Here is a 17,666-nt window from a genome sequence, read left to right as displayed (position 1 = left end):
GTTATTCTTGTGGTGGGACGGCGCATGGGCAGGATGGTGTAACCATCCGGCGGTAGCCACCCATGCGCTGAACGAGGCTCCTGATGGGGCCTTTTTTTATGTCCTCAAACAAGCTAATCACCCCAAACCTTACAAAAGGGACGGAAGCAGGCCAATGAGCGGAACTGAAAACCAGATGACAGGGGCGGAGATCGTTCTCCAGGCTCTGAAGGACAATGGCGTCGAACACATCTTCGGCTATCCCGGTGGCGCCGTGCTTCCGATCTATGACGAGATTTTCCAGCAGGAAGACATTCAGCACATTCTCGTTCGCCACGAGCAGGGCGCCGGCCACATGGCCGAAGGCTATGCCCGCTCCACCGGCAAGGTCGGCGTCATGCTGGTCACCTCCGGTCCAGGCGCCACCAACGCCGTGACGCCGCTCCAGGACGCGCTGATGGATTCGATCCCGCTCGTCTGCATCTCGGGTCAGGTTCCGACGCCGCTGATCGGTTCTGATGCTTTCCAGGAGTGCGACACGGTCGGCATCACGCGGCCCTGCACCAAGCACAACTGGTTGGTCAAGGACGTCAATGATCTCGCCCGCATCATCCATGAGGCGTTCCGCGTCGCCCAGTCCGGCCGTCCCGGCCCGGTCGTCGTCGACATTCCGAAGGACATCCAGTTCGCGACCGGCACCTACACGCCGCCATCAGCCGTTCCGACGCAAAAGAGCTACCAGCCGAAGACCCAGGGCGACCTGAAGAAGATCGAAGAAGCGATCGCGCTGATGAAGTCGGCGCGCCAGCCGGTCATCTACTCCGGTGGCGGCGTCATCAATTCCGGGACTGAGGCCTCGCATTTCCTGCGCGAACTGGTTGAGCTCACCGGCTTCCCGATCACCTCGACGCTGATGGGCCTCGGCGCCTATCCGGCCTCCGGCAAGAACTGGCTCGGCATGCTCGGCATGCACGGCACGTACGAAGCCAACATGGCGATGCACGACTGCGACGTCATGGTCTGTATAGGCGCGCGCTTCGATGACCGTATCACCGGTCGACTCAACGCCTTCTCGCCGAACTCGAAGAAGATCCACATCGATATCGACCCGTCCTCGATCAACAAGAACGTCCGCGTCGATATCCCGATCGTCGGCGATGTCGCGAACGTTCTCGAGGATATGGTTCGCTTGTGGCGCGCTGCCGCAAAGACGGTCGACAAGGCACGCCTCAACGATTGGTGGGGCTCAATTGCGAAGTGGCGGGCGCGTAATTCGCTGGCCTACACGCCAAACGACGACGTCATCATGCCGCAGTATGCGATCCAGCGGCTCTACGAGCTCAGCAAGGGCCGCGACACCTACATCACCACCGAGGTGGGCCAGCACCAGATGTGGGCGGCGCAGTTCTTCGGCTTCGAGCAGCCGAACCGCTGGATGACATCGGGCGGCCTCGGCACGATGGGCTACGGCTTTCCGGCCGCGATCGGCGTCCAGGTGGCGCATCCGGAAAGCCTCGTCATCGACATTGCCGGTGACGCCTCGATCCAGATGTGCATCCAGGAGATGTCCTGCGCCGTTCAGTACGGCCTGCCGGTCAAGATCTTCATTCTCAACAATCAGTACATGGGCATGGTCCGGCAATGGCAGCAGCTCCTGCACGGTAACCGCCTGTCGCATTCCTACACGGAAGCGATGCCCGATTTCGTCAAGCTGGCCGAAGCCTATGGCGGCGTCGGGATCCGCTGCGAGAAGCCCGTAGACCTGGACGATGCGATCCGGCGGATGATCGACACGCCGGCACCGGTGATCTTCGACTGCCGCGTCGCCAACCTCGCCAACTGCTTCCCGATGATCCCGTCCGGCAAGGCGCATAACGAAATGCTGCTCCCCGACGAGGCGACCGACGAAGCGGTAGCGAACGCGATCGACGCCAAGGGCCGCCAACTCGTTTGATGAAAAGGTAGGAAAGAAAAAATGAGTGCACATCTTCAGCCGACCGGCTCCGCCTATTTCATCGCCAAGGAGACGGAACTTGCGGAGACGCACACGCTCTCCGTCCTCGTCGACAACGAGCCGGGCGTCCTCGCCCGTGTCATCGGCCTCTTCTCCGGCCGCGGCTACAACATCGAGAGCCTGACGGTTTCAGAAACGGAGCACGAGGCGCATCTATCACGCATCACCATCGTGACCCGCGGCACGCCGCACGTGCTGGAGCAGATCAAGAACCAGCTCGAACGGCTTGTGCCGGTGCATCGCGTCGTTGATCTCACCGTGCGGGCCGCCGGGCTCGGCCATGACCGACCGGTCGAGCGCGAGCTGGCGCTCGTCAAGGTGCACGGTTCGGGCGAGCATCGCGTGGAGGCACTCAGGCTTGCCGATGCCTTCCGCGCTTCGGTCATCGACGCCAATATCGATCACTTCGTCTTCGAAATCACCGGCAAGCCTTCGAAGATCGAACAATTCATCGCCATCATGAAGCCGCTCGGCCTGATCGAGGTCTGCCGCACCGGTATTGCCGCGATGAACCGCGGGCCGCAGGGAATGTAATGCGCGTGCTCGATTGACCTGCTGGGCTGGCGTATTGCCCCTAGCCCACAAGCGGGAGAGGGGACTTGGGTGATTGCGGTTTGCTCCTTCTCCCCGCTGAAAACGGGGAGAAGGTCGCGGCAGCGGCATGAGGGGCCGCTCACCCCTCGAACTCCTTAAATCAAATCACCTCGAGCCGCATTTTCCTCCTTGGCGGCGGGAAGAGCCGGTCGATCTCGGCGAGGTCTTCCGCGGTCAGATGGATATCCATGGCATCGCGGTTTTCGCGGGCACGCTCGGCAGAGCCGGTCTTCGGTATGGAGATTACGCCGGAGCGGGTCTTGAGAAACGCGAGAGCGACCTGGGCGGGAGTTGCCTGATGCGCCTTGGCGATATGGACCAGGTCGGCATCGTGCAGCAGACGTCCTTCGTCGAGCGGCGAATAGGCCATGACGGGCACGCCACGGTCCCGGCACCAGGGCAACAGGTCGTACTCGATGCCGCGGCGGGCGAGATTGTAGAGCACCTGGTTTGCCGCGACGCTGCCGCCGTTCGGAACCGACTGCAACTCCTTCATGTCGTCGACGTCGAAATTCGAAACGCCCCAGGCGAGGATTTTGCCGGCCTTCTTCAGGTCTTCGAAAGCGGCGACGGTTTCGGCGAGCGGATGGCCGCCGCGCCAATGCAGCAGATAGAGGTCGATACGGTCGGTGCCGAGATTGCGCAGACTGCGCTCGCAGGCCGCAATCGTGCGCGATCGGCTGGCATTGGAGGGCAGTACCTTGCTGACGATGAATGCTTCGTCGCGCCGGCCGTCGACCGCTTCGCCGACAATCCGTTCGGCGCCGCCGTCACCGTACATTTCGGCCGTATCGATCAGCGTCATGCCGAGGTCGAGTCCGAGCTGCAGGCTGCGGATTTCGTCAGCCGCCTTTGTTCGGATCTCGCCCATCCGCCAGGTTCCCTGACCGAGAACCGGAACCTTGCGTCCATCGGGGAAAGTGATGGAGGAAATCGGATCGTGCATGGAGGATGTCCCGCGAATGGTTCAACTCCCCCTAGAATCCGGTCCCAAAAAGTCCACCGGAGGGGTCAAGGCTCAAGCCACACTACGACTCTCGTCACCGTTAAGGCAATTATGGAGAGGCAAGAGAAAAATCATATCCTGGCTTGTAAGAAACATACTCCTGACCTACATATTGACCAACGATGTTGATCGACGGTATTTGTTTCTGCGCTGCTGCGCATTGTCACGAAAATCCTGACAAATCGGTAGCAATACGTTGCTGAAATGCGGCGTTGTTCTTCAATAAGCGATTGAAAGGTAGCCACGTGGCTTCTGGTACAGTAAAATGGTTCAACAGCACCAAGGGCTTTGGGTTCATCCAGCCTGATGACGGCGCGGCAGATGTGTTTGTACACATCTCGGCGGTAGAGCGCGCGGGGCTATCCACCCTCAAGGATGGTCAGAAAGTTAGCTATGAGCTTGCGCAGGATCGTCGTACGGGCAAGACGTCGGCGGAAAATTTGCGCGCCCTTTAAGTGTGCGCTCGCGATTGTGCTCATCACCGCATCCCACAGGATTATCATCTCCCAGCCTTTGACCACGGATGTACTGGCACTGGCCGGTTGAGATGATAGGGAAGGTCGGGTTCGCCCGGCCTTTTTTATTGCTCTCGGAAAGGAGAACGCAATGAAGGACACCGCTACCAATCGTCTGTTCAAGAATGAAAAGAAAAATCCGTCGGACCGCGCGGACCAGGCGACGCTTGCTTCGCGCGCAATCATCGAACAGGAGGCGGCGGCGCGGCTGAAAAAGACGGCCCGCCTCAGGGAGCTGAGGCTGGAAAAGGAAGCCGCGGAGGCGGCGAATTCCGTTGCCGAACCTACAAAGAAGAGGGATACGCGAAAGCGCAAGTAAGCGAGCCTGCCGGACGCTTCCCCCCCGCAAGCTTGCCTGATCCGGCTTGTAACCATAACCAGAGAGCGACGGGCGGGCCTGCTCAAAATCTGAACCTTAGGCCGACAGTCAGGTACTGCACACCACCGCCGGTATCGTTCACCAGGCCAAAGATACCGGAGCGATGATGGAATCGTATCACCAGTTCCTTGGACTTGTCCTCCGGCGCAGCGAAGGTAATTTCGGGTGCGAAATAATGTAGAAGCCGGCTGCCATCGCCATCGTCTGACTTTTCCGTCTCGAATTCCGCGATGCCACTGGCGTAATTAAGGCCGGTTGAAACGGCCACAGTGGTGTAGAGATAGTCGTTCCAGGGAAAAGAGGCATATCTCAGATAGGCTGCCGCCCATGCCTCATACTCATCCATTGCGCCAAAACGCTTTGCCAATCCGAGTTCGGCCTCGACTTGAAATGTGTTGTCGAGAAGGCCTGCGACCCTTCGGGATGCCGCAATGCCCAGCAATCCGCTGTCGCCAAAATTCCATTCGGACGGAGCCAGGTTGCCTTGGAGGAAGACTTCATCCATCGGCGTCTCGACGAATTTGCCGCCAAAGATCATGAAACTGCAGTCGCCATCGCATGGCCCTGTAATGCCATACCAATCGAACCAGTCAGAAGCACGAACGGCTTGCGGCTGACCGAGCAGGAAGATCAGGCAAGCGAAGCCGTGCCATGCCTTTGCCTTGCGTGAAGATGCATCCCCCATTTCAACGCCCATTGCTGCCGCGAACGCTCGCTGTCTAGCTCGTACGGCGCGATCATCTTGATCCCACGAGCAAATTGCGCGTGCTCCTTCAGAGTACGCCTGCCGCCAAATCAACACTATTTCGTCAGGTCTCCGTCGGAGCACCGCATATTAGTCGCCAGCACCTTGTTTATGCAACGCGTTACCGCCGTTTAAGGAACGACAACGCTACGAGCCGAAATGTGCGTCGGGGTTGCGATGGCGAAAGCGCCGTGCATCGCCCCATCGGCCGGTGAGCCAGTCGGTCTCTTCAATCCGGTTTGTTACCATGACAAGAAATGGCTGGTCTTAGCATTTGGGTCAGGTAGGCTGACCTAAATTGCGCGGCCGGATTCCGGCTCGGGCAGAATGCCACGTCAAATCAGCGAGATAGGGCGCATCGCTACGGCCGTGCCGCACCGCGCTTGCAGGAGGAAATGCATGCAACTGGATACGCTACTGGCGCTGTTCCTGTTCGCCTTCACGACATCGATCACGCCCGGTCCGAACAACATGATGCTGTTTGCCTCGGGCGTGAGTTTTGGTTTTGCCCGTACGATCCCACATATGCTCGGCATCGGCAGCGGTTTCTTCGTTCTGTTGATCGCGGTCGGCCTGGGGCTTGGTGCACTGCTTCACTCCGTGCCGTTGCTCCATACCGCGCTGAAATTCGCCGGGGGTGCCTATCTCGTCTGGATCGCCTGGAAGATCGGATCCTCGCGCTCGCTTGGCGAGGGCAAGGCGAGTGCGGCGCCAATGACCTTTCTGCAGGCGGCCGCGTTCCAGTGGATCAATCCGAAAGCCTGGGTAATGGCGGTCTCGGCGATGGCCACCTATACGAGCAGCGACAGCTATCTCTTGAGCGTCTTCGTCGTCGGTCTGGTCTTTGCGCTCGTCAACGTGCCGAGTGTCTCGACCTGGGCAGGCTTCGGGTCGGCGCTCCGGCAATGGCTCGCGGAGCCGACGCGGCTCAAATGGTTCAACATAACCATGGCCGTACTGCTCGTCGTCAGTCTTTGGCCGATGTTGAAGTAAAGACAATGACCGGAAAATTCTTCAAATAGTGATTCCGATCTTCACCCTAGTGCATTAGAAATAATCGGATTTCCGGTAGAGGAGCGACCGAATGGCCGAGCATCATCATGGTCATGAAGACGATCACGGCCATCACGAGCACGACAACCGTTTCACCGATATGGAAGCGCGTGTGAAAGCGCTGGAAACGGTGCTGACGGAAAAGGGGCTGATCGACCCGGCGGCAATCGATGCGATCGTCGAGACTTACGAGACGAAGGTGGGGCCACGCAACGGCGCCCGCGTCGTCGCCAAGGCCTGGAGTGATGCGGACTTTGCCAGCTGGCTGAAGCGCGACGCCACTGCCGCGATCGCCAGCCTCGGCTTCACCGGGCGGCAGGGCGAACATATGCGCGCCGTTTTCAACGCGCCCGATACGCACAACCTCGTCGTCTGCACGCTCTGCTCCTGCTACCCATGGGCCGTGCTCGGCCTGCCGCCCGTCTGGTACAAGGCGCCGCCTTATCGCTCGCGCGCCGTCATCGATCCGCGCGGCGTGCTTGCCGAATTCGGGCTCGAGCTGCCGGCGGAGAAGAAGGTCCGCGTCTGGGATTCGACAGCGGAACTGCGATACATCGTCGTCCCCGAACGGCCCGACGGCACGGAAGGCTTCGGAGAGGAGGAACTGGCCGCTCTTGTCACGCGCGACGCGATGATTGGGACCGGGTTGGCTTTGTCACCGGAGGCTGCGCGATGAACGGACCGCATGACCTTGGCGGCCAGCACGGCCTTGGCCCGATCGCACCGGAAAAGGATGAGCCCTATTTCCACGCGGATTGGGAGAAGCGGGCCCTCGGTATAACGCTCTCCTGCGGTGCCTTTGGTGCCTGGACGATCGATGAGAGCCGTCATGCGCGCGAGAGCCTGCCGCCTGCGACCTATCTTGCGGCGAGCTATTACGAGATCTGGACTCGTGCGCTGGAAACGCTTCTGAAGCGCCACGGTTTCGTGACCCAAGCGGAGCTTGATGTCGGCCAAATGCTTGAAAAGGGGCGGGAGCCGAAGCGGGTGCTGAAGGCCGATATGGTCGCGGGCGTGCTCGCCAAGGGGGGGCCCTGTGACCGACCGGTGCAAACGCCACCGCGTTTCGTCGTCGGGGAAACCGTGCGTACGAAAAATTTCCATCCCGATACTCATACGCGCCTGCCGCGCTATGCGCGTGCCAAGACGGGCGTGGTGGAAGCGGTGCAGGGCAGTTTTGTTTTCCCGGACGATAACGCCCATGGCAGGGGCGAGAACCCACAATGGGTTTACACGGTCGTCTTTGATGGCGGAGAGATCTGGGGGGAGGGCGCCGATCCGACGCTCACCGTCTCGATCGATGCCTGGGAGAGCTATCTTGAGCGCGTGTAACACCACATCTCCGCTGGTCGCCTCCGCCGAACTGCCTAAATCGGCGGACGGCGATCCAATCTTTGCCGAGCCTTGGCAGGCGGCCGCCTTTGCCATGACCGTCCGGCTGCATGAGCAGGGCGTGTTTTCCTGGCATGAATGGGCCGAGGCGCTTTCGACGGAACTCCATAGGCCCGGCCGAAAGGTGGATGGCAGCGACTATTATGATTGCTGGGTGGCGGCGCTCAGCCACCTGGTCGCGAAGCTCTCCATCACCTCGGGTCCGGAACTCGAGGCGCTGGTCCGAAGCTGGCAGCGTGCTGCCGAAGCCACGCCGCATGGCAAGCCCATCGTCCTTGAGAACGATCCGCTGCGACAAGATTAGGTCAAGTCGGGGCGCTAGGAGGCTTCAGACCCCTCGAACTGGCGATAGCATTCGTTGGCGACCTTCTGCAGGAGATCGCGCGGCACTTCGCCGGTGACAGCATAGCCGATCTCGCCGTCGATCCAGTAGAAGGTTTCTAGGCCGCCCTGGCGCGCAATACGGAAACTCGTTTCGCGATTGTCCCTGTTGCGCCCAAGAAGAACGGTTACCCGCTGGCCGGAGCCATCCTCGTACATCAGCATCGCGCCCGCCGTGTCGTTGACGGGGATCAGCCTGCCGCCCACGAGCGAAAATCCGAGCGCCGAAAGATCGGGGATCTTCAGTCCATAATCGAGCCGCTTGCCGAGCCAGGTCGCGAGATGCACCCGTTGGTCGGCGCCGACCTCGACCGGATGGCGCACCTCGCTCGCGTAGACTTGGAAGGCGGATTGCGCCTGGCGGGGGAGGCTGGCGGGGCCCTCAGCCGTCTCAGGCGGCCGATCCGGGGCGAGAATCCCGGGAGTGTAGACGCCCGCAAGGGCTCCTGCGGCGAAGATCAGAAGACCGGCGGCGATGCGCCGCAGTAAGGGGACGGGGGATGAGGCGACGGCCTTGCCCTGGTGCCGACGGGCGGAAAGGAGCTGCCGATCGCCCGCTTCGTCGCGGGCATAGGGTGCGAAATGTTCTTTCAGCGCTGCCGCCTGGGCCTGCCATTCGCGGACTTCTTCCGCGCGGGCCGGATGCCGTTCCAGCCAGGCTTCGATACGCCCCCGCTCCGGCTGGTTGAGGTGGCCGTCGACATAGGCATGCAGTTCGTCTTCGGAGACGGTGTTGAATTCGTCCGTCATTTCGGTCTCCGCAGGGCAATCACATTGTCGGCTTTCATCGCTTCGGCGAGCTGGCGGCGGGCCCGCGACAGGCGCGACATCACCGTGCCGATCGGAACGGCCATCATCTCCGCCACATCCTGATAGCGATAGCCTTCGATCACCACGAGCATCAGCACGGAGCGGTTCTCCGCCGACAGCCGGTCCAGCGCGCGTTCGAGCCGGCGGCTTTGCAAGGGATCGGCGTCCTGGTCTTCGGCAACGAGGGCCAGCGCCTCTTCGTACTCGACCTCGGGATGCAGCGCGCGATGGCGGTGGTGGTTGCGATAGAGGTTCGTCATGATCGTGAAAGCCCAGGCACGCAGGTTCACGCCTCGCCATTGCTGACGCCGCGCCAGCACCTTTTCGACGCAGTCCTGCAACAGGTCCTCGCCGTCCGAATCGGATCGGGCGAGGCTGCGCGAGTAGCGCCTGAGCGCCGGCATCAGAGTGAGGACGTTTTCTTCGAAGGCGTCGGGCGCGGAAGCGTCCGCACCCACGTTCGCCTCCGAACCGTCACGGCCGTGCGACATCCCATTCGCCCTTTACACCGTCACCGGTGATGTCGCCCATCTTCTTGTCCTTGATCCAGAAATAGAGCGGCATACCGTCCTTGGCCCATTGCTTGCTGCCGTCCTTGCGCTCGACGATGGAATAGGCACCTTCTGCCATTCCGTCGCCCTCCACCATGAAGGGCGGCCAGTTCTTTGCGCAGGCATCATAGCAGCTGGAGACACCCTTCTGGTCGTCCTTGTACGTGTAAAGCGTCATGCCGTTTGCCGCGGCGAGGACCGGACCTTTCTCGCTCTCGACCGTTTTGACCGGCGGTGCCGCCAAAGCCGAGGCCGTCATGGCAAACGAAATCGCTATGGCCAATGCAAACGTTCTCATGGGAGCTTTCCTTCCTCAATCGGATGAAGTTCGCGCTATGCCACGCTCCCGACGGGTGGCCGACGGTATGCGCCATACGCGGAACCGGTTTCAGGTTCACGGATGAGACACGAATGGTGCCGGATTTATTCCCCGCCCGCCCGCGATAGTTGTGAGCGTGGACGAAGGAGCGGGCGGTCGGTTTCTCGGTCAGACGCGGTCGGCGACGAAGCGGGCGAGGACCGGGCCTATAAGCGTAATGATCAAGAGCCGCGCGGTCTGCAGCGCCATGACGAAGGGGAGATCGACATTGCTGGAGGCGGCTATGACGGCAATGGAATCGAGGCCGCCGGGGCTGGTGGCGAGATAGGCTGTGAGCGGATCGATGCCGGCCACCCTGATGAGCAGCAGTGCGAGCGCGCCGGAAAACGCCATGAGCACGAGAATGGAGATGAGCGTCGGCACGAAGGCGCGGCGCGCATGCGCAATGATGCTGCGGGTGAAGCTCAGCCCGATGTTCCAGCCGAGCAGCGCGAAGGACAGCGCCAGCAGCCATTGTGGCAGTTCAATCGTCAACATGCCGGAGACGTTGAGAGCCGAACCGAGGGCAAAGGGGACGAGGAAGGCACCGGCCGGTACACGCAGGACCTTGCCGAGGACGCCGCCGACAATCCCGACGGCAAGCGTCGCGAGGAAGGGCAGGCCGGCGACCGGCGCAAACCAGCGGGTCGCGGTCTCGGCTGCCGTGCCGCTGACCCAGAGATGTGCAACCATCGTCGCGGCGCCGGCGACGAAGACGACCCGCAAATATTGCATGAAGGCAACCAGACGGGTATCCGCGCCATAGGCGTCGGCCATGAGCAGCATGGTCGAGGCGGCGCCGGCCGAAGAGCCCCAGATCGCTGTCGTTCCGGGCAGGATGCGCATCCGGGTGATCGTCCAGCCGCAGAGCGTACTGACGCCGATCACCGACAGGATGACCGCGAGGAAGAGCAGCCAATTGCTGGAAAAGGTGGCGAACAGGTCGGGTCGCATCGAGCCGGCGATCATCATCGCCAGGATGACCTGCACGCAGAAAAAGAACTGGCGGGGCAGGCGGATCGTGCCGCCGTTCATGCCGACCAACGCGCCGGCAACCATCGGTCCCATCAGAAGCCCGGCCGGAATGCCCACTAATTCGAGAAGGGCAGCAAAAATCAGTGAAAGCACGGCCAGCAGACACCATTGCCCTATGCGGGGCAAGCGACCCAGCCCGGTGCTTTCAGGGGTCATCGGCGTTGCGGGCTGTTCCGGCTTCAAGGGCGTTCTCCGGCGAGGACGGCTTTCGCTGCGCGTGCACACTGTATGCAGCCGCCGGGTTGTTAGCAGCATCGCGCGCGCCGATTCAAGGTGCCGAGGCAAGAAACTGCCACAGCGATATTCATCGAGAGTGGGCTTCCGGACGCAGCGCATGAGACTGATTGAAGGCTCTCGAGCCGCAGAAGATTTCGCGCAAGCGCCGCCAGGCGGCATTGTGAGCGCCGAGGCATCGCCGTCGAGGGGCAGATAGAAATCCGGGCTTGCGCCAAGACACCGAATCCTGACACTTCAGGCCATGCAATTCGCTCCGCAACAGGATGAGGCCCTGAAGGCCGTTTCGCGTTGGCTGAAGGAAGGCCGTTCGCCGCTCTTCCGGCTGTTCGGTTATGCCGGCACCGGCAAGACGACGCTCGCCCGGCACTTCGCCGAGCATGTCGACGGCGAGGTCCTGTTCGCGGCCTTCACCGGCAAGGCTGCGCAGGTGCTGCGCTCGAAGGGCGCCAGCAACGCCAAGACGATCCACTCGCTGATCTACCGGCCACGCGGCGAGGAGGAAGTCGAGGACGAGGAGACCGGCAAGACCTCGATGGCGCCGATGTTCGCGATCAACCGCCAGAGCCCCGTCGCCAAGGCGGCGCTGATCATTATCGACGAATGCTCGATGGTCGACGAGGCGCTCGGCAAGGACCTGATGAGCTTCGGCACGCCAATCCTGGTGCTCGGCGATCCGGGTCAGTTGCCGCCCGTGTCGGGCGGCGGCTATTTCACCAATCACGAGCCGGACTATCTGCTGACCGATATCCACCGCCAGGCGCGCGACAACCCGATCATCCAGCTCGCCATGCATGTGCGCGAGGGCAAGGAGATCATGCAGGGCGACTACGGCACGGCACAGATCATCTCCAAGAGTGAGGTCACCCAGCCGCTGGTGCTGGAAGCCGATCAGGTGCTTGTCGGCACCAACCGGACGCGGCGGCGCTACAACCAACGTCTGCGCGAGCTGAAGGGTTTTTCGAGCGAGTATCCTCAATCCGGCGACAAGCTCGTCTGCCTGAGGAACGATCCGGCCAAAGGCCTGCTCAACGGTTCTCTCTGGCAGGTGATGAGCTCGTCGAAAGAGACGGTGAAGCCGGGGATCAACCTGATGATCCGCCCCGAAGACGATGACATGGATCGCGGCGCGGCGAAGATCAAGCTGTTGAAAGCGGCCTTCGAGGAGGTCGAGGGCGAGATTCCTTGGTCCACCCGCAAACGTTACGACGAGTTCGACTACGGCTATGCGCTGACCGTGCACAAGGCACAGGGTTCACAATGGGACAATGTCGTGCTCTTCGACGAGAGCTGGGCGTTCCGCGATACGCGCGAACGCTGGCTCTACACGGCGATCACCCGCGCGGCGGAGCGGCTGACGATCGTCAGGTAATCGTTCTGCGAAGAGTTGCCTCCAAAGGAGCCGCTAATGCCGTCGACCGGATTGCTGATCACCTTTCTCGTCACCACCGCCGTATTCGCCTATGTGCCGGGACCGGCCATGCTGTACGCGGCCGCCCAGACAATGGCGCGCGGCCGCTGGTCCGGTGTGATGGCGACGCTCGGCATTCATATCGGCGGCTATGTGCACGTCGCTGCGGCTGCTGCAGGGCTTTCGGCCCTCTTTCATGCCGTGCCGACACTTTATCTGACCGTCAAGCTGGCCGGTGCCGCCTATCTGATCTGGATGGGTGTTTCGCTCTTCCGTGCCAAGGCTCAAGGCGATGTGGTATTGCCGGGGGTGCAGGCGAAATCGGGCCGGCGTGCCCTTTTCGAGAGCGTCACAGTCGAGGTTCTCAATCCGAAGACCGCGATCTTCTTCGTTGCCTTCCTGCCGCAGTTCATCGACACGTCTGCCACACTTCCCGTATGGGTGCAATTCGTTGTCCTCGGGTCGATCGTCAACCTGATGTTCTCGTCGGCGGACATCCTCTGCGTCATGCTCGCCAGCGTGCTCGTATCGAGGATCAGGCATTCAAGTCGCACCCAGCGCCTGGTTCAGCGCGTCGGCGGCGCCACGCTCATCGGATTGGGCGCCCATCTCGCCCTGCAGAAGAGCTGACAGAATGGCCGCTTTCGTCATACGGCAGCGATCACTTTGATCTCGACATGCCATAGTGCAGGCTCAAATAGAGAGATCGGATCGTTGCAACTCTCCGCCGATTGACATAGACCGGTTCGGCGATCAGCCTTGGTCACGCTAAGGGAAAAAGAGCGAAGTGGGCTTTGCAGCGCGGCTCCTCAAACCAGATATTTCAGGAATTACAAGAAGCAGAATATTTGTGTTGAACATGCGCGTTTAAGTCCGAGGGGAGCGCGCTGCCGAAAATGGGGTGGTGGTGCATGCTGCGCGAAAGCCGGACCAATACACCACGAAAATCGGTCAGTCGCACGGCGCGTGCCGGCGGTGCTTCGGCGCATGGCAGCGAGCGCCATATCGTTACGGCACTCTGCTACGACCTCGTCGGGTCGACCGACCTTCTGCACGTCATGGATATCGAGGATTATCAGGAACTGATGTCCGCCTTTCAGGGGGCGAGCAGGCAGTCGATCGCCTCGCACTCCGGCGTGATGCAGCACGAGGCTGGTGATGGAGGTGTGGCGCTGTTTCCGATCGACCTCGACGCCAAGGATGCGGCTTCGCTCGCCATCCGAGCCGGCCTGGATATCGTCGACGCCTGCAAGCGTGTTGGTCAAGAGCGCGGGCGGGACGATCTTCGGGTCCGCGTCGGCATCGCAACGTCGGCGGCACTTATCCGCGACATGGAGCGCGAGAGTTGGCTCCAGGAGCCCGTCACCGGTGCTGCGCTCGCCATGGCGGCTCGTCTTCAAGTCATCGCCGAGCCAAACAGCGTCCTGGTTTCCGAAGAGACTCGCAACCTCGCCGGGCGATCACATGCCTTCGTCTTCCAGGGCAGCAAGGCGCTCAAGGGCTTCTCGGCGCCCGAAAAAGTATGGCGGGCGCTGGGACATAAGATCGAGGTCGGTCGCTTCCATGCCTATGGCCGGCTCGGCGGCCCTTTCATCAACCGCGAGAGCGAGTTGAATACGATCGTTCGTACCTGGGATGGCGTTATTGCCGGGCGGGGCGCAAGTCTGCTCATCGAGGGCGACGCCGGTATTGGCAAGTCCCGGCTGCTGCGGGAGATCCGCAGGAGGACGCGGGATCGGCGGTCGAAGCTGTTCTTCTTCCAGTGCCTGCCCGGGGGATTGCGCTCGACGCTGCATCCCCTGCTACACAGCTTTCCCGGTTCGATGGCGAGGGGCGGCCAGATGGGCGTCACGGCTTCCGAAGTGGCGACGTTGTTCGGGCGTAACGGCATTGAGGACAGGGAGGCGATCGATGTCTTCGCCTATCTGCTTGGAGCAGAGGGGCGAAACCAGCTTCTGTCGAATGACAATCCCAAGACGATTCGCGAAAAGGCGCACCGGGCGCTCTTGCGAACGCTTGAAGCAATCTGCCGAAGCGGCCCCGTGGTCGTGGCCGTGGAGGACATCCATTGGATAGACCCGACCTCGCGGGACCTACTCGGCGAAGCGGCCCGTCTCATCGGTCAGTTTCCAATCTTCCTTATCTTGACGGCGCGTCGCGGTTCGCCTGTCGAATGGCTGGACGCGGCAAACCTGCTGCGGCTGTCGCTGCGGCCACTCGACAGCGACGAGACGAAGCTGGCGATCAGGGCGAAGTGGCCGGCGCATCAGTTGGAGAGGCTGCCGGAGCTCTTCGAAGTGGCCGAACGGATATCCGGTGGCGTTCCCCTGTTCATCGAGGAAATCTGCCAGTGGGCGTCCCAGAATGCCGAAGCAGATGAGGCGAGCCTGTCGGAAAACATGAAACCGGTTCATCTGTCGGCGTTCGAATCCATACTGGATGCGCGACTGCAGCATTTAGGTCCGGCCAGAGAGGTGGCGCGAGCGGCGGCTGCGGCCGGTACGCTGGTGACCTTGCCGCTGCTGCGCCTGCTTCTACCCGACTTCAGCAAGAAGGCAATCGCCAGTGCAGCCGACATGCTATGCGAGACCGGCTTCCTGACGCGCGTTCGGGCGCCCGGACGCGTAGCCTACGGCTTTCGCCACGTACTGATCCAGGAGACGATCTACAATGCACTGTTGCGCAAGCAACGGCAGATGCTGCACCGGCGGCTCTTTGGCGCCGTCAACCAGAACCGCGGCATGGCCGCCTGGATCGACACCGGCGCGCTTGCCGAACATGCGGAGCGGGCCGGTCTCCTCGAAAATGCGATCGAACTGCTTATTGCCGCCGGAAAGGAGAGTTCGAGCCGCTCGGCAATGATCGAGGCGCGACAGTATCTGGAACATGCGCTGAGACTTTGCAGCCAATTGGGCGATGGGCGCCCGGTCGAGACCTTGCAGCTTGCCGCGCTGACGGCGCTGGGGCCGATTCTTATCGGGATGGTCGGGATGAGTTCGCAACCGGCGCGTCAGCTGTACGAGGACGGTGTGGCGATTGCGCGCCGGCAGCCAATGTCGGAGCAGTCCAGATGGTTTCCCATACACTGGGGATGGTGGCTTACCGGTTCGGATTTTCGGGTCATGCATGATCGTGCACTCGAGGTGCAATCGATGCTGGCCGAGGCCGAGGACCCGGAGATAAGGCTGCAGATCAACCATTGCATTTGGGCAATCGATTTTAACCTTGGCCACCACCGGCAGACGCAAGACGCTATCCTGGCGGGACTGGCACTTTATGACGAGCGTACGGCAAAGACGAACCGGACGCTCTATGGCGGGCACGACGCCAAGGTTTGCGGTCTGGGGCAGTTGGCATTGTCACTGTGGTTAACAGGCAGGACAAGCGCATCGGATGCGGCGCTTTCAAGAATGATCACTTTCGTTGACCGGATCGGGCACGCACCGAGCAAGGCGCACTCGCTCGACACGGAAGCGGTGTCCGCATTCTATCGGGAGGATTTCGCGCGCCTCACTGACGTGGCTGAACGCATGGCGGACTTCGCGAGAAAGCATGAAATGCGGTCGCTCTCCGGGCTTTCCCTTCTTTTTGGCGGGTGGGCCATCGCGCATCGCGAAGACCTGGCAACCGGCCACCAGACTTTTCAGGGCGGTCTGGCGCTCCTGAAGGAACTCGGCACCGTCATCGACCTGCCGATTTATCTCTATATGCACGCCACAATGCTGGGCCTCGCGGCAAAGCATGATGCGGCGATCAAAGTCACGGATGAGGCGATCGAACGGGCGCAGGAGACCTACCACGCCTATTGGCTCGCCGAGCTTTTCCGGTGCCGTGCTGTTCTTCGCGCGCGGGCTGGGGAAGACTCGGCGCGTGTTGTGGACGACTTGCGCTCGGCCGTCGAGATTGCCGAACGCCAGGGGGCGAAAGCGCTGCTGCAACGCGCCAGGCGTTCGATTCGGGAGCTCAATCTTGTCGGTCGGCTTTGAACCCCGCGGCCACACGAGCGGCGGTGCTGCCGCCAACCAGGGACCTTCGGCCTTTCATCACGAGATCGTTTCTGGTCTCCGTCGGCCTTGGTCGCAGTGTCGGGGACCGGAGGAAGCGGAAGAGTGCTTTCGAAAGATCATGCCGCTCTGCCGCCGCGCACGGATAACCCGGCTCGCAGACCTCACCGGTCTCGATCGCGTCGGCCTGCCGGTGGTACAGGTCATTCGGCCCGCCGCGCTCTCGGAGGTCACGGCCTTGGGGCGAGGGTTTGCCATGACGGAGGCGGCAGTGGGGGCGATCATGGAGTCGCTCGAGCGCTATTTCGCCGAGGCCATTCCGCCGCTGCGAACGTTTCGCGCTACGGCAGAGGAGCTCGATCTTGCCGACGGACTATTCGATCGGTTGCTGGGGCGGGAGTGCCGGGAGAACTGGCGACGACGCGAAATTCCCTGGATCGTTGGTATAGACATCGCGACTGGTCATCCCCAGCCGGTTCCGCTCGAACTTGTGCATACCTGCTACACGGAACCGCCACCTGCTGGCGACGGCCTGTTCGTCCGCACGACCACAGGCCTCGCCTGCCATATGGATGCCTGCAGCGCCTTTCTACATGGTGTGTTCGAGTGCATCGAGCGCGATGCGATCGCCCGGGCCTTCGCGACACACGGCTTCTTCGACCGCACGCGCATCGCTTCGACGGGCCTTGGGGCGCGGGTGGATCATATCCAATCAGTCGCTGCCGCCTGTGGGATATCCTTTGCCCTGTGGCATGCGCCTTCACCTGCGGGTATTCCGGTAATCTGGTGTCAGACGATTGAGACAGGCCCGGGTGAACCGATCCTCGCCCTGCCGACCGAAGGCTATGCGGCCGGCCCGAGCATCGAAGCGGCAACGGTGAGCGCTATGCTGGAAGCTCTGTCGGCCCGGGCAGGGGCAATCTCGGGCGCTCGCGACGACCAGACGAGAGCCCACTACAAAAGAAGCATCGATGCCGCCGTGGCAAAGACCCGCCGACTCATCCTGGAGGACGGGCCCGGGAGGCCAGTGGATGCAGCATTGTCGCCCGTGATCGCCGATCCCGTGTCACTGCTGAACGGAGTACTCTCCGCCGGGCTGGGGCCGGTTATCGCCGTGCAGGTCGGGCACGATCTCGAAACCGGCGTGCAGTGTGTAAGGACGGTCCTTGCCCGCGCGCTTCCTTTCTCTGTTGTACGGTGAGCAG

Annotated in this window: 18 protein-coding genes; 12 read left to right on the top strand and 6 right to left on the bottom strand. The window is 61.7% G+C overall.

Going from position 1 to position 17,666, the window contains the following annotated elements; translation table 11 throughout:
• Positions 1-154: 154 nt before the first annotated feature.
• Both USDA257_RS21590 and ilvN read left to right on the top strand, forming a co-directional pair.
• The gene (locus tag USDA257_RS21590) at positions 155-1,933 is read left to right on the top strand and encodes an acetolactate synthase 3 large subunit (RefSeq protein ID WP_014765100.1); all 1,779 of its coding nucleotides are present in this window, start codon (positions 155-157) and stop codon (positions 1,931-1,933) included.
• 21 nt (positions 1,934-1,954) lie between these two features.
• Positions 1,955-2,527 carry an acetolactate synthase small subunit gene (gene ilvN / locus USDA257_RS21585; protein ID WP_012708543.1) on the top strand — a complete coding sequence of 191 codons (573 nt, stop codon included), beginning with the start codon at positions 1,955-1,957 and terminating at the stop codon, positions 2,525-2,527.
• A 160-nt stretch (positions 2,528-2,687) separates the two neighbouring features.
• On the opposite strand, the gene USDA257_RS21580 is transcribed toward ilvN, so the two are convergent.
• Positions 2,688-3,533 (bottom strand): aldo/keto reductase, encoded by an 846-nt coding sequence (locus USDA257_RS21580; protein ID WP_014765099.1) that lies wholly within the window; start codon positions 3,531-3,533, stop codon positions 2,688-2,690.
• Between the two features lie 305 nt (positions 3,534-3,838).
• Here USDA257_RS21580 and USDA257_RS21575 point away from each other — a divergent pair, with 305 nt between their 5' ends.
• Entirely contained in the window at positions 3,839-4,048 is a 210-nt protein-coding gene (locus USDA257_RS21575; RefSeq protein ID WP_014765098.1) for a cold-shock protein, read from the top strand.
• Between the two features lie 151 nt (positions 4,049-4,199).
• Positions 4,200-4,427, top strand: a complete 228-nt coding sequence (locus USDA257_RS21570; protein ID WP_014765097.1) for a hypothetical protein — start codon at positions 4,200-4,202, stop codon at positions 4,425-4,427.
• A gap of 82 nt (positions 4,428-4,509) precedes the next feature.
• Here the strand turns inward: USDA257_RS21570 and USDA257_RS21565 are convergent, their stop codons facing one another.
• A complete protein-coding gene (locus USDA257_RS21565; protein WP_014765096.1) occupies positions 4,510-5,184 on the bottom strand; it encodes a hypothetical protein in 675 nt (224 codons plus the stop codon).
• A 447-nt stretch (positions 5,185-5,631) separates the two neighbouring features.
• Between USDA257_RS21565 and USDA257_RS21560 the strand changes: the two genes are divergently transcribed.
• The 4 genes from USDA257_RS21560 (at position 5,632) to USDA257_RS21545 (ending at position 7,981) form a co-directional block, all read left to right on the top strand.
• Complete coding sequence (locus USDA257_RS21560; protein WP_014765095.1) at positions 5,632-6,225, top strand: LysE family translocator; 594 nt, start codon at positions 5,632-5,634, stop codon at positions 6,223-6,225.
• Positions 6,226-6,316: 91 nt separating this feature from the next.
• Positions 6,317-6,961: a nitrile hydratase subunit alpha gene (nthA, locus tag USDA257_RS21555; RefSeq protein ID WP_014765094.1), complete on the top strand. Its 645-nt coding sequence runs from the start codon at positions 6,317-6,319 to the stop codon at positions 6,959-6,961.
• Positions 6,958-7,617, top strand: a complete 660-nt coding sequence (nthB, locus tag USDA257_RS21550) for a nitrile hydratase subunit beta (protein ID WP_014765093.1) — start codon at positions 6,958-6,960, stop codon at positions 7,615-7,617. The genes nthA and nthB overlap by 4 nt, the downstream gene beginning before the upstream one ends.
• Positions 7,586-7,981: a nitrile hydratase accessory protein gene (locus USDA257_RS21545; protein ID WP_161623539.1), complete on the top strand. Its 396-nt coding sequence runs from the start codon at positions 7,586-7,588 to the stop codon at positions 7,979-7,981. The genes nthB and USDA257_RS21545 overlap by 32 nt, the downstream gene beginning before the upstream one ends.
• Before the next feature lie 14 nt (positions 7,982-7,995).
• Here the strand turns inward: USDA257_RS21545 and USDA257_RS21540 are convergent, their stop codons facing one another.
• From USDA257_RS21540 to USDA257_RS21525, 4 genes are all read right to left on the bottom strand, one after another.
• On the bottom strand, positions 7,996-8,808 hold the full coding sequence (locus USDA257_RS21540; RefSeq protein WP_014765091.1) for an anti-sigma factor family protein: 813 nt from the start codon (positions 8,806-8,808) through the stop codon (positions 7,996-7,998).
• Positions 8,805-9,359: an RNA polymerase sigma factor gene (locus USDA257_RS21535; RefSeq protein WP_014765090.1), complete on the bottom strand. Its 555-nt coding sequence runs from the start codon at positions 9,357-9,359 to the stop codon at positions 8,805-8,807. Before USDA257_RS21535 ends, USDA257_RS21540 begins: the two co-directional genes overlap by 4 nt.
• Entirely contained in the window at positions 9,343-9,717 is a 375-nt protein-coding gene (locus tag USDA257_RS21530) for a COG4315 family predicted lipoprotein (protein ID WP_014765089.1), read from the bottom strand. The genes USDA257_RS21535 and USDA257_RS21530 overlap by 17 nt, the downstream gene beginning before the upstream one ends.
• 189 nt (positions 9,718-9,906) lie before the next feature.
• The gene (locus tag USDA257_RS21525; protein ID WP_014765088.1) at positions 9,907-10,995 is read right to left on the bottom strand and encodes an AbrB family transcriptional regulator; all 1,089 of its coding nucleotides are present in this window, start codon (positions 10,993-10,995) and stop codon (positions 9,907-9,909) included.
• A 295-nt stretch (positions 10,996-11,290) separates the two neighbouring features.
• Here USDA257_RS21525 and USDA257_RS21520 point away from each other — a divergent pair, with 295 nt between their 5' ends.
• The 4 genes from USDA257_RS21520 (at position 11,291) to USDA257_RS21505 (ending at position 17,662) form a co-directional block, all read left to right on the top strand.
• Entirely contained in the window at positions 11,291-12,418 is a 1,128-nt protein-coding gene (locus USDA257_RS21520) for an ATP-dependent DNA helicase (protein WP_014765086.1), read from the top strand.
• 36 nt (positions 12,419-12,454) lie between these two features.
• Positions 12,455-13,087: a LysE family translocator gene (locus tag USDA257_RS21515; protein ID WP_014765085.1), complete on the top strand. Its 633-nt coding sequence runs from the start codon at positions 12,455-12,457 to the stop codon at positions 13,085-13,087.
• Between the two features lie 281 nt (positions 13,088-13,368).
• Complete coding sequence (locus tag USDA257_RS38030; protein ID WP_014765084.1) at positions 13,369-16,443, top strand: ATP-binding protein; 3,075 nt, start codon at positions 13,369-13,371, stop codon at positions 16,441-16,443.
• On the top strand, positions 16,427-17,662 hold the full coding sequence (locus tag USDA257_RS21505; RefSeq protein ID WP_223843358.1) for a YcaO-like family protein: 1,236 nt from the start codon (positions 16,427-16,429) through the stop codon (positions 17,660-17,662). Before USDA257_RS38030 ends, USDA257_RS21505 begins: the two co-directional genes overlap by 17 nt.
• Positions 17,663-17,666 lie beyond the last annotated feature (4 nt).

This window comes from Sinorhizobium fredii USDA 257, assembly GCF_000265205.3.
GTDB classification, from domain to species: domain Bacteria; phylum Pseudomonadota; class Alphaproteobacteria; order Rhizobiales; family Rhizobiaceae; genus Sinorhizobium; species Sinorhizobium fredii_B.
The sequence above is the reverse complement of the archived record's forward strand: the minus strand, read 5'-3'. Positions and strand labels throughout refer to the sequence as shown.

Coding starts and splice junctions, on each gene's coding strand:
- USDA257_RS21520 (WP_014765086.1), top strand. CDS start 11,291: ATGCAATTCGCTCCGCAACAGGATGAGGCCCTGAAGGCCGTTTCGCGT.
- ilvN (WP_012708543.1), top strand. CDS start 1,955: ATGAGTGCACATCTTCAGCCGACCGGCTCCGCCTATTTCATCGCCAAG.
- USDA257_RS21560 (WP_014765095.1), top strand. CDS start 5,632: ATGCAACTGGATACGCTACTGGCGCTGTTCCTGTTCGCCTTCACGACA.
- USDA257_RS38030 (WP_014765084.1), top strand. CDS start 13,369: ATGCTGCGCGAAAGCCGGACCAATACACCACGAAAATCGGTCAGTCGC.
- nthA (WP_014765094.1), top strand. CDS start 6,317: ATGGCCGAGCATCATCATGGTCATGAAGACGATCACGGCCATCACGAG.
- USDA257_RS21515 (WP_014765085.1), top strand. CDS start 12,455: ATGCCGTCGACCGGATTGCTGATCACCTTTCTCGTCACCACCGCCGTA.
- USDA257_RS21540 (WP_014765091.1), bottom strand. CDS start 8,808: ATGACGGACGAATTCAACACCGTCTCCGAAGACGAACTGCATGCCTAT.
- USDA257_RS21545 (WP_161623539.1), top strand. CDS start 7,586: ATGCCTGGGAGAGCTATCTTGAGCGCGTGTAACACCACATCTCCGCTG.
- USDA257_RS21580 (WP_014765099.1), bottom strand. CDS start 3,533: ATGCACGATCCGATTTCCTCCATCACTTTCCCCGATGGACGCAAGGTT.
- USDA257_RS21530 (WP_014765089.1), bottom strand. CDS start 9,717: ATGAGAACGTTTGCATTGGCCATAGCGATTTCGTTTGCCATGACGGCC.
- nthB (WP_014765093.1), top strand. CDS start 6,958: ATGAACGGACCGCATGACCTTGGCGGCCAGCACGGCCTTGGCCCGATC.
- USDA257_RS21565 (WP_014765096.1), bottom strand. CDS start 5,184: ATGGGCGTTGAAATGGGGGATGCATCTTCACGCAAGGCAAAGGCATGG.
- USDA257_RS21535 (WP_014765090.1), bottom strand. CDS start 9,359: ATGTCGCACGGCCGTGACGGTTCGGAGGCGAACGTGGGTGCGGACGCT.
- USDA257_RS21570 (WP_014765097.1), top strand. CDS start 4,200: ATGAAGGACACCGCTACCAATCGTCTGTTCAAGAATGAAAAGAAAAAT.
- USDA257_RS21590 (WP_014765100.1), top strand. CDS start 155: ATGAGCGGAACTGAAAACCAGATGACAGGGGCGGAGATCGTTCTCCAG.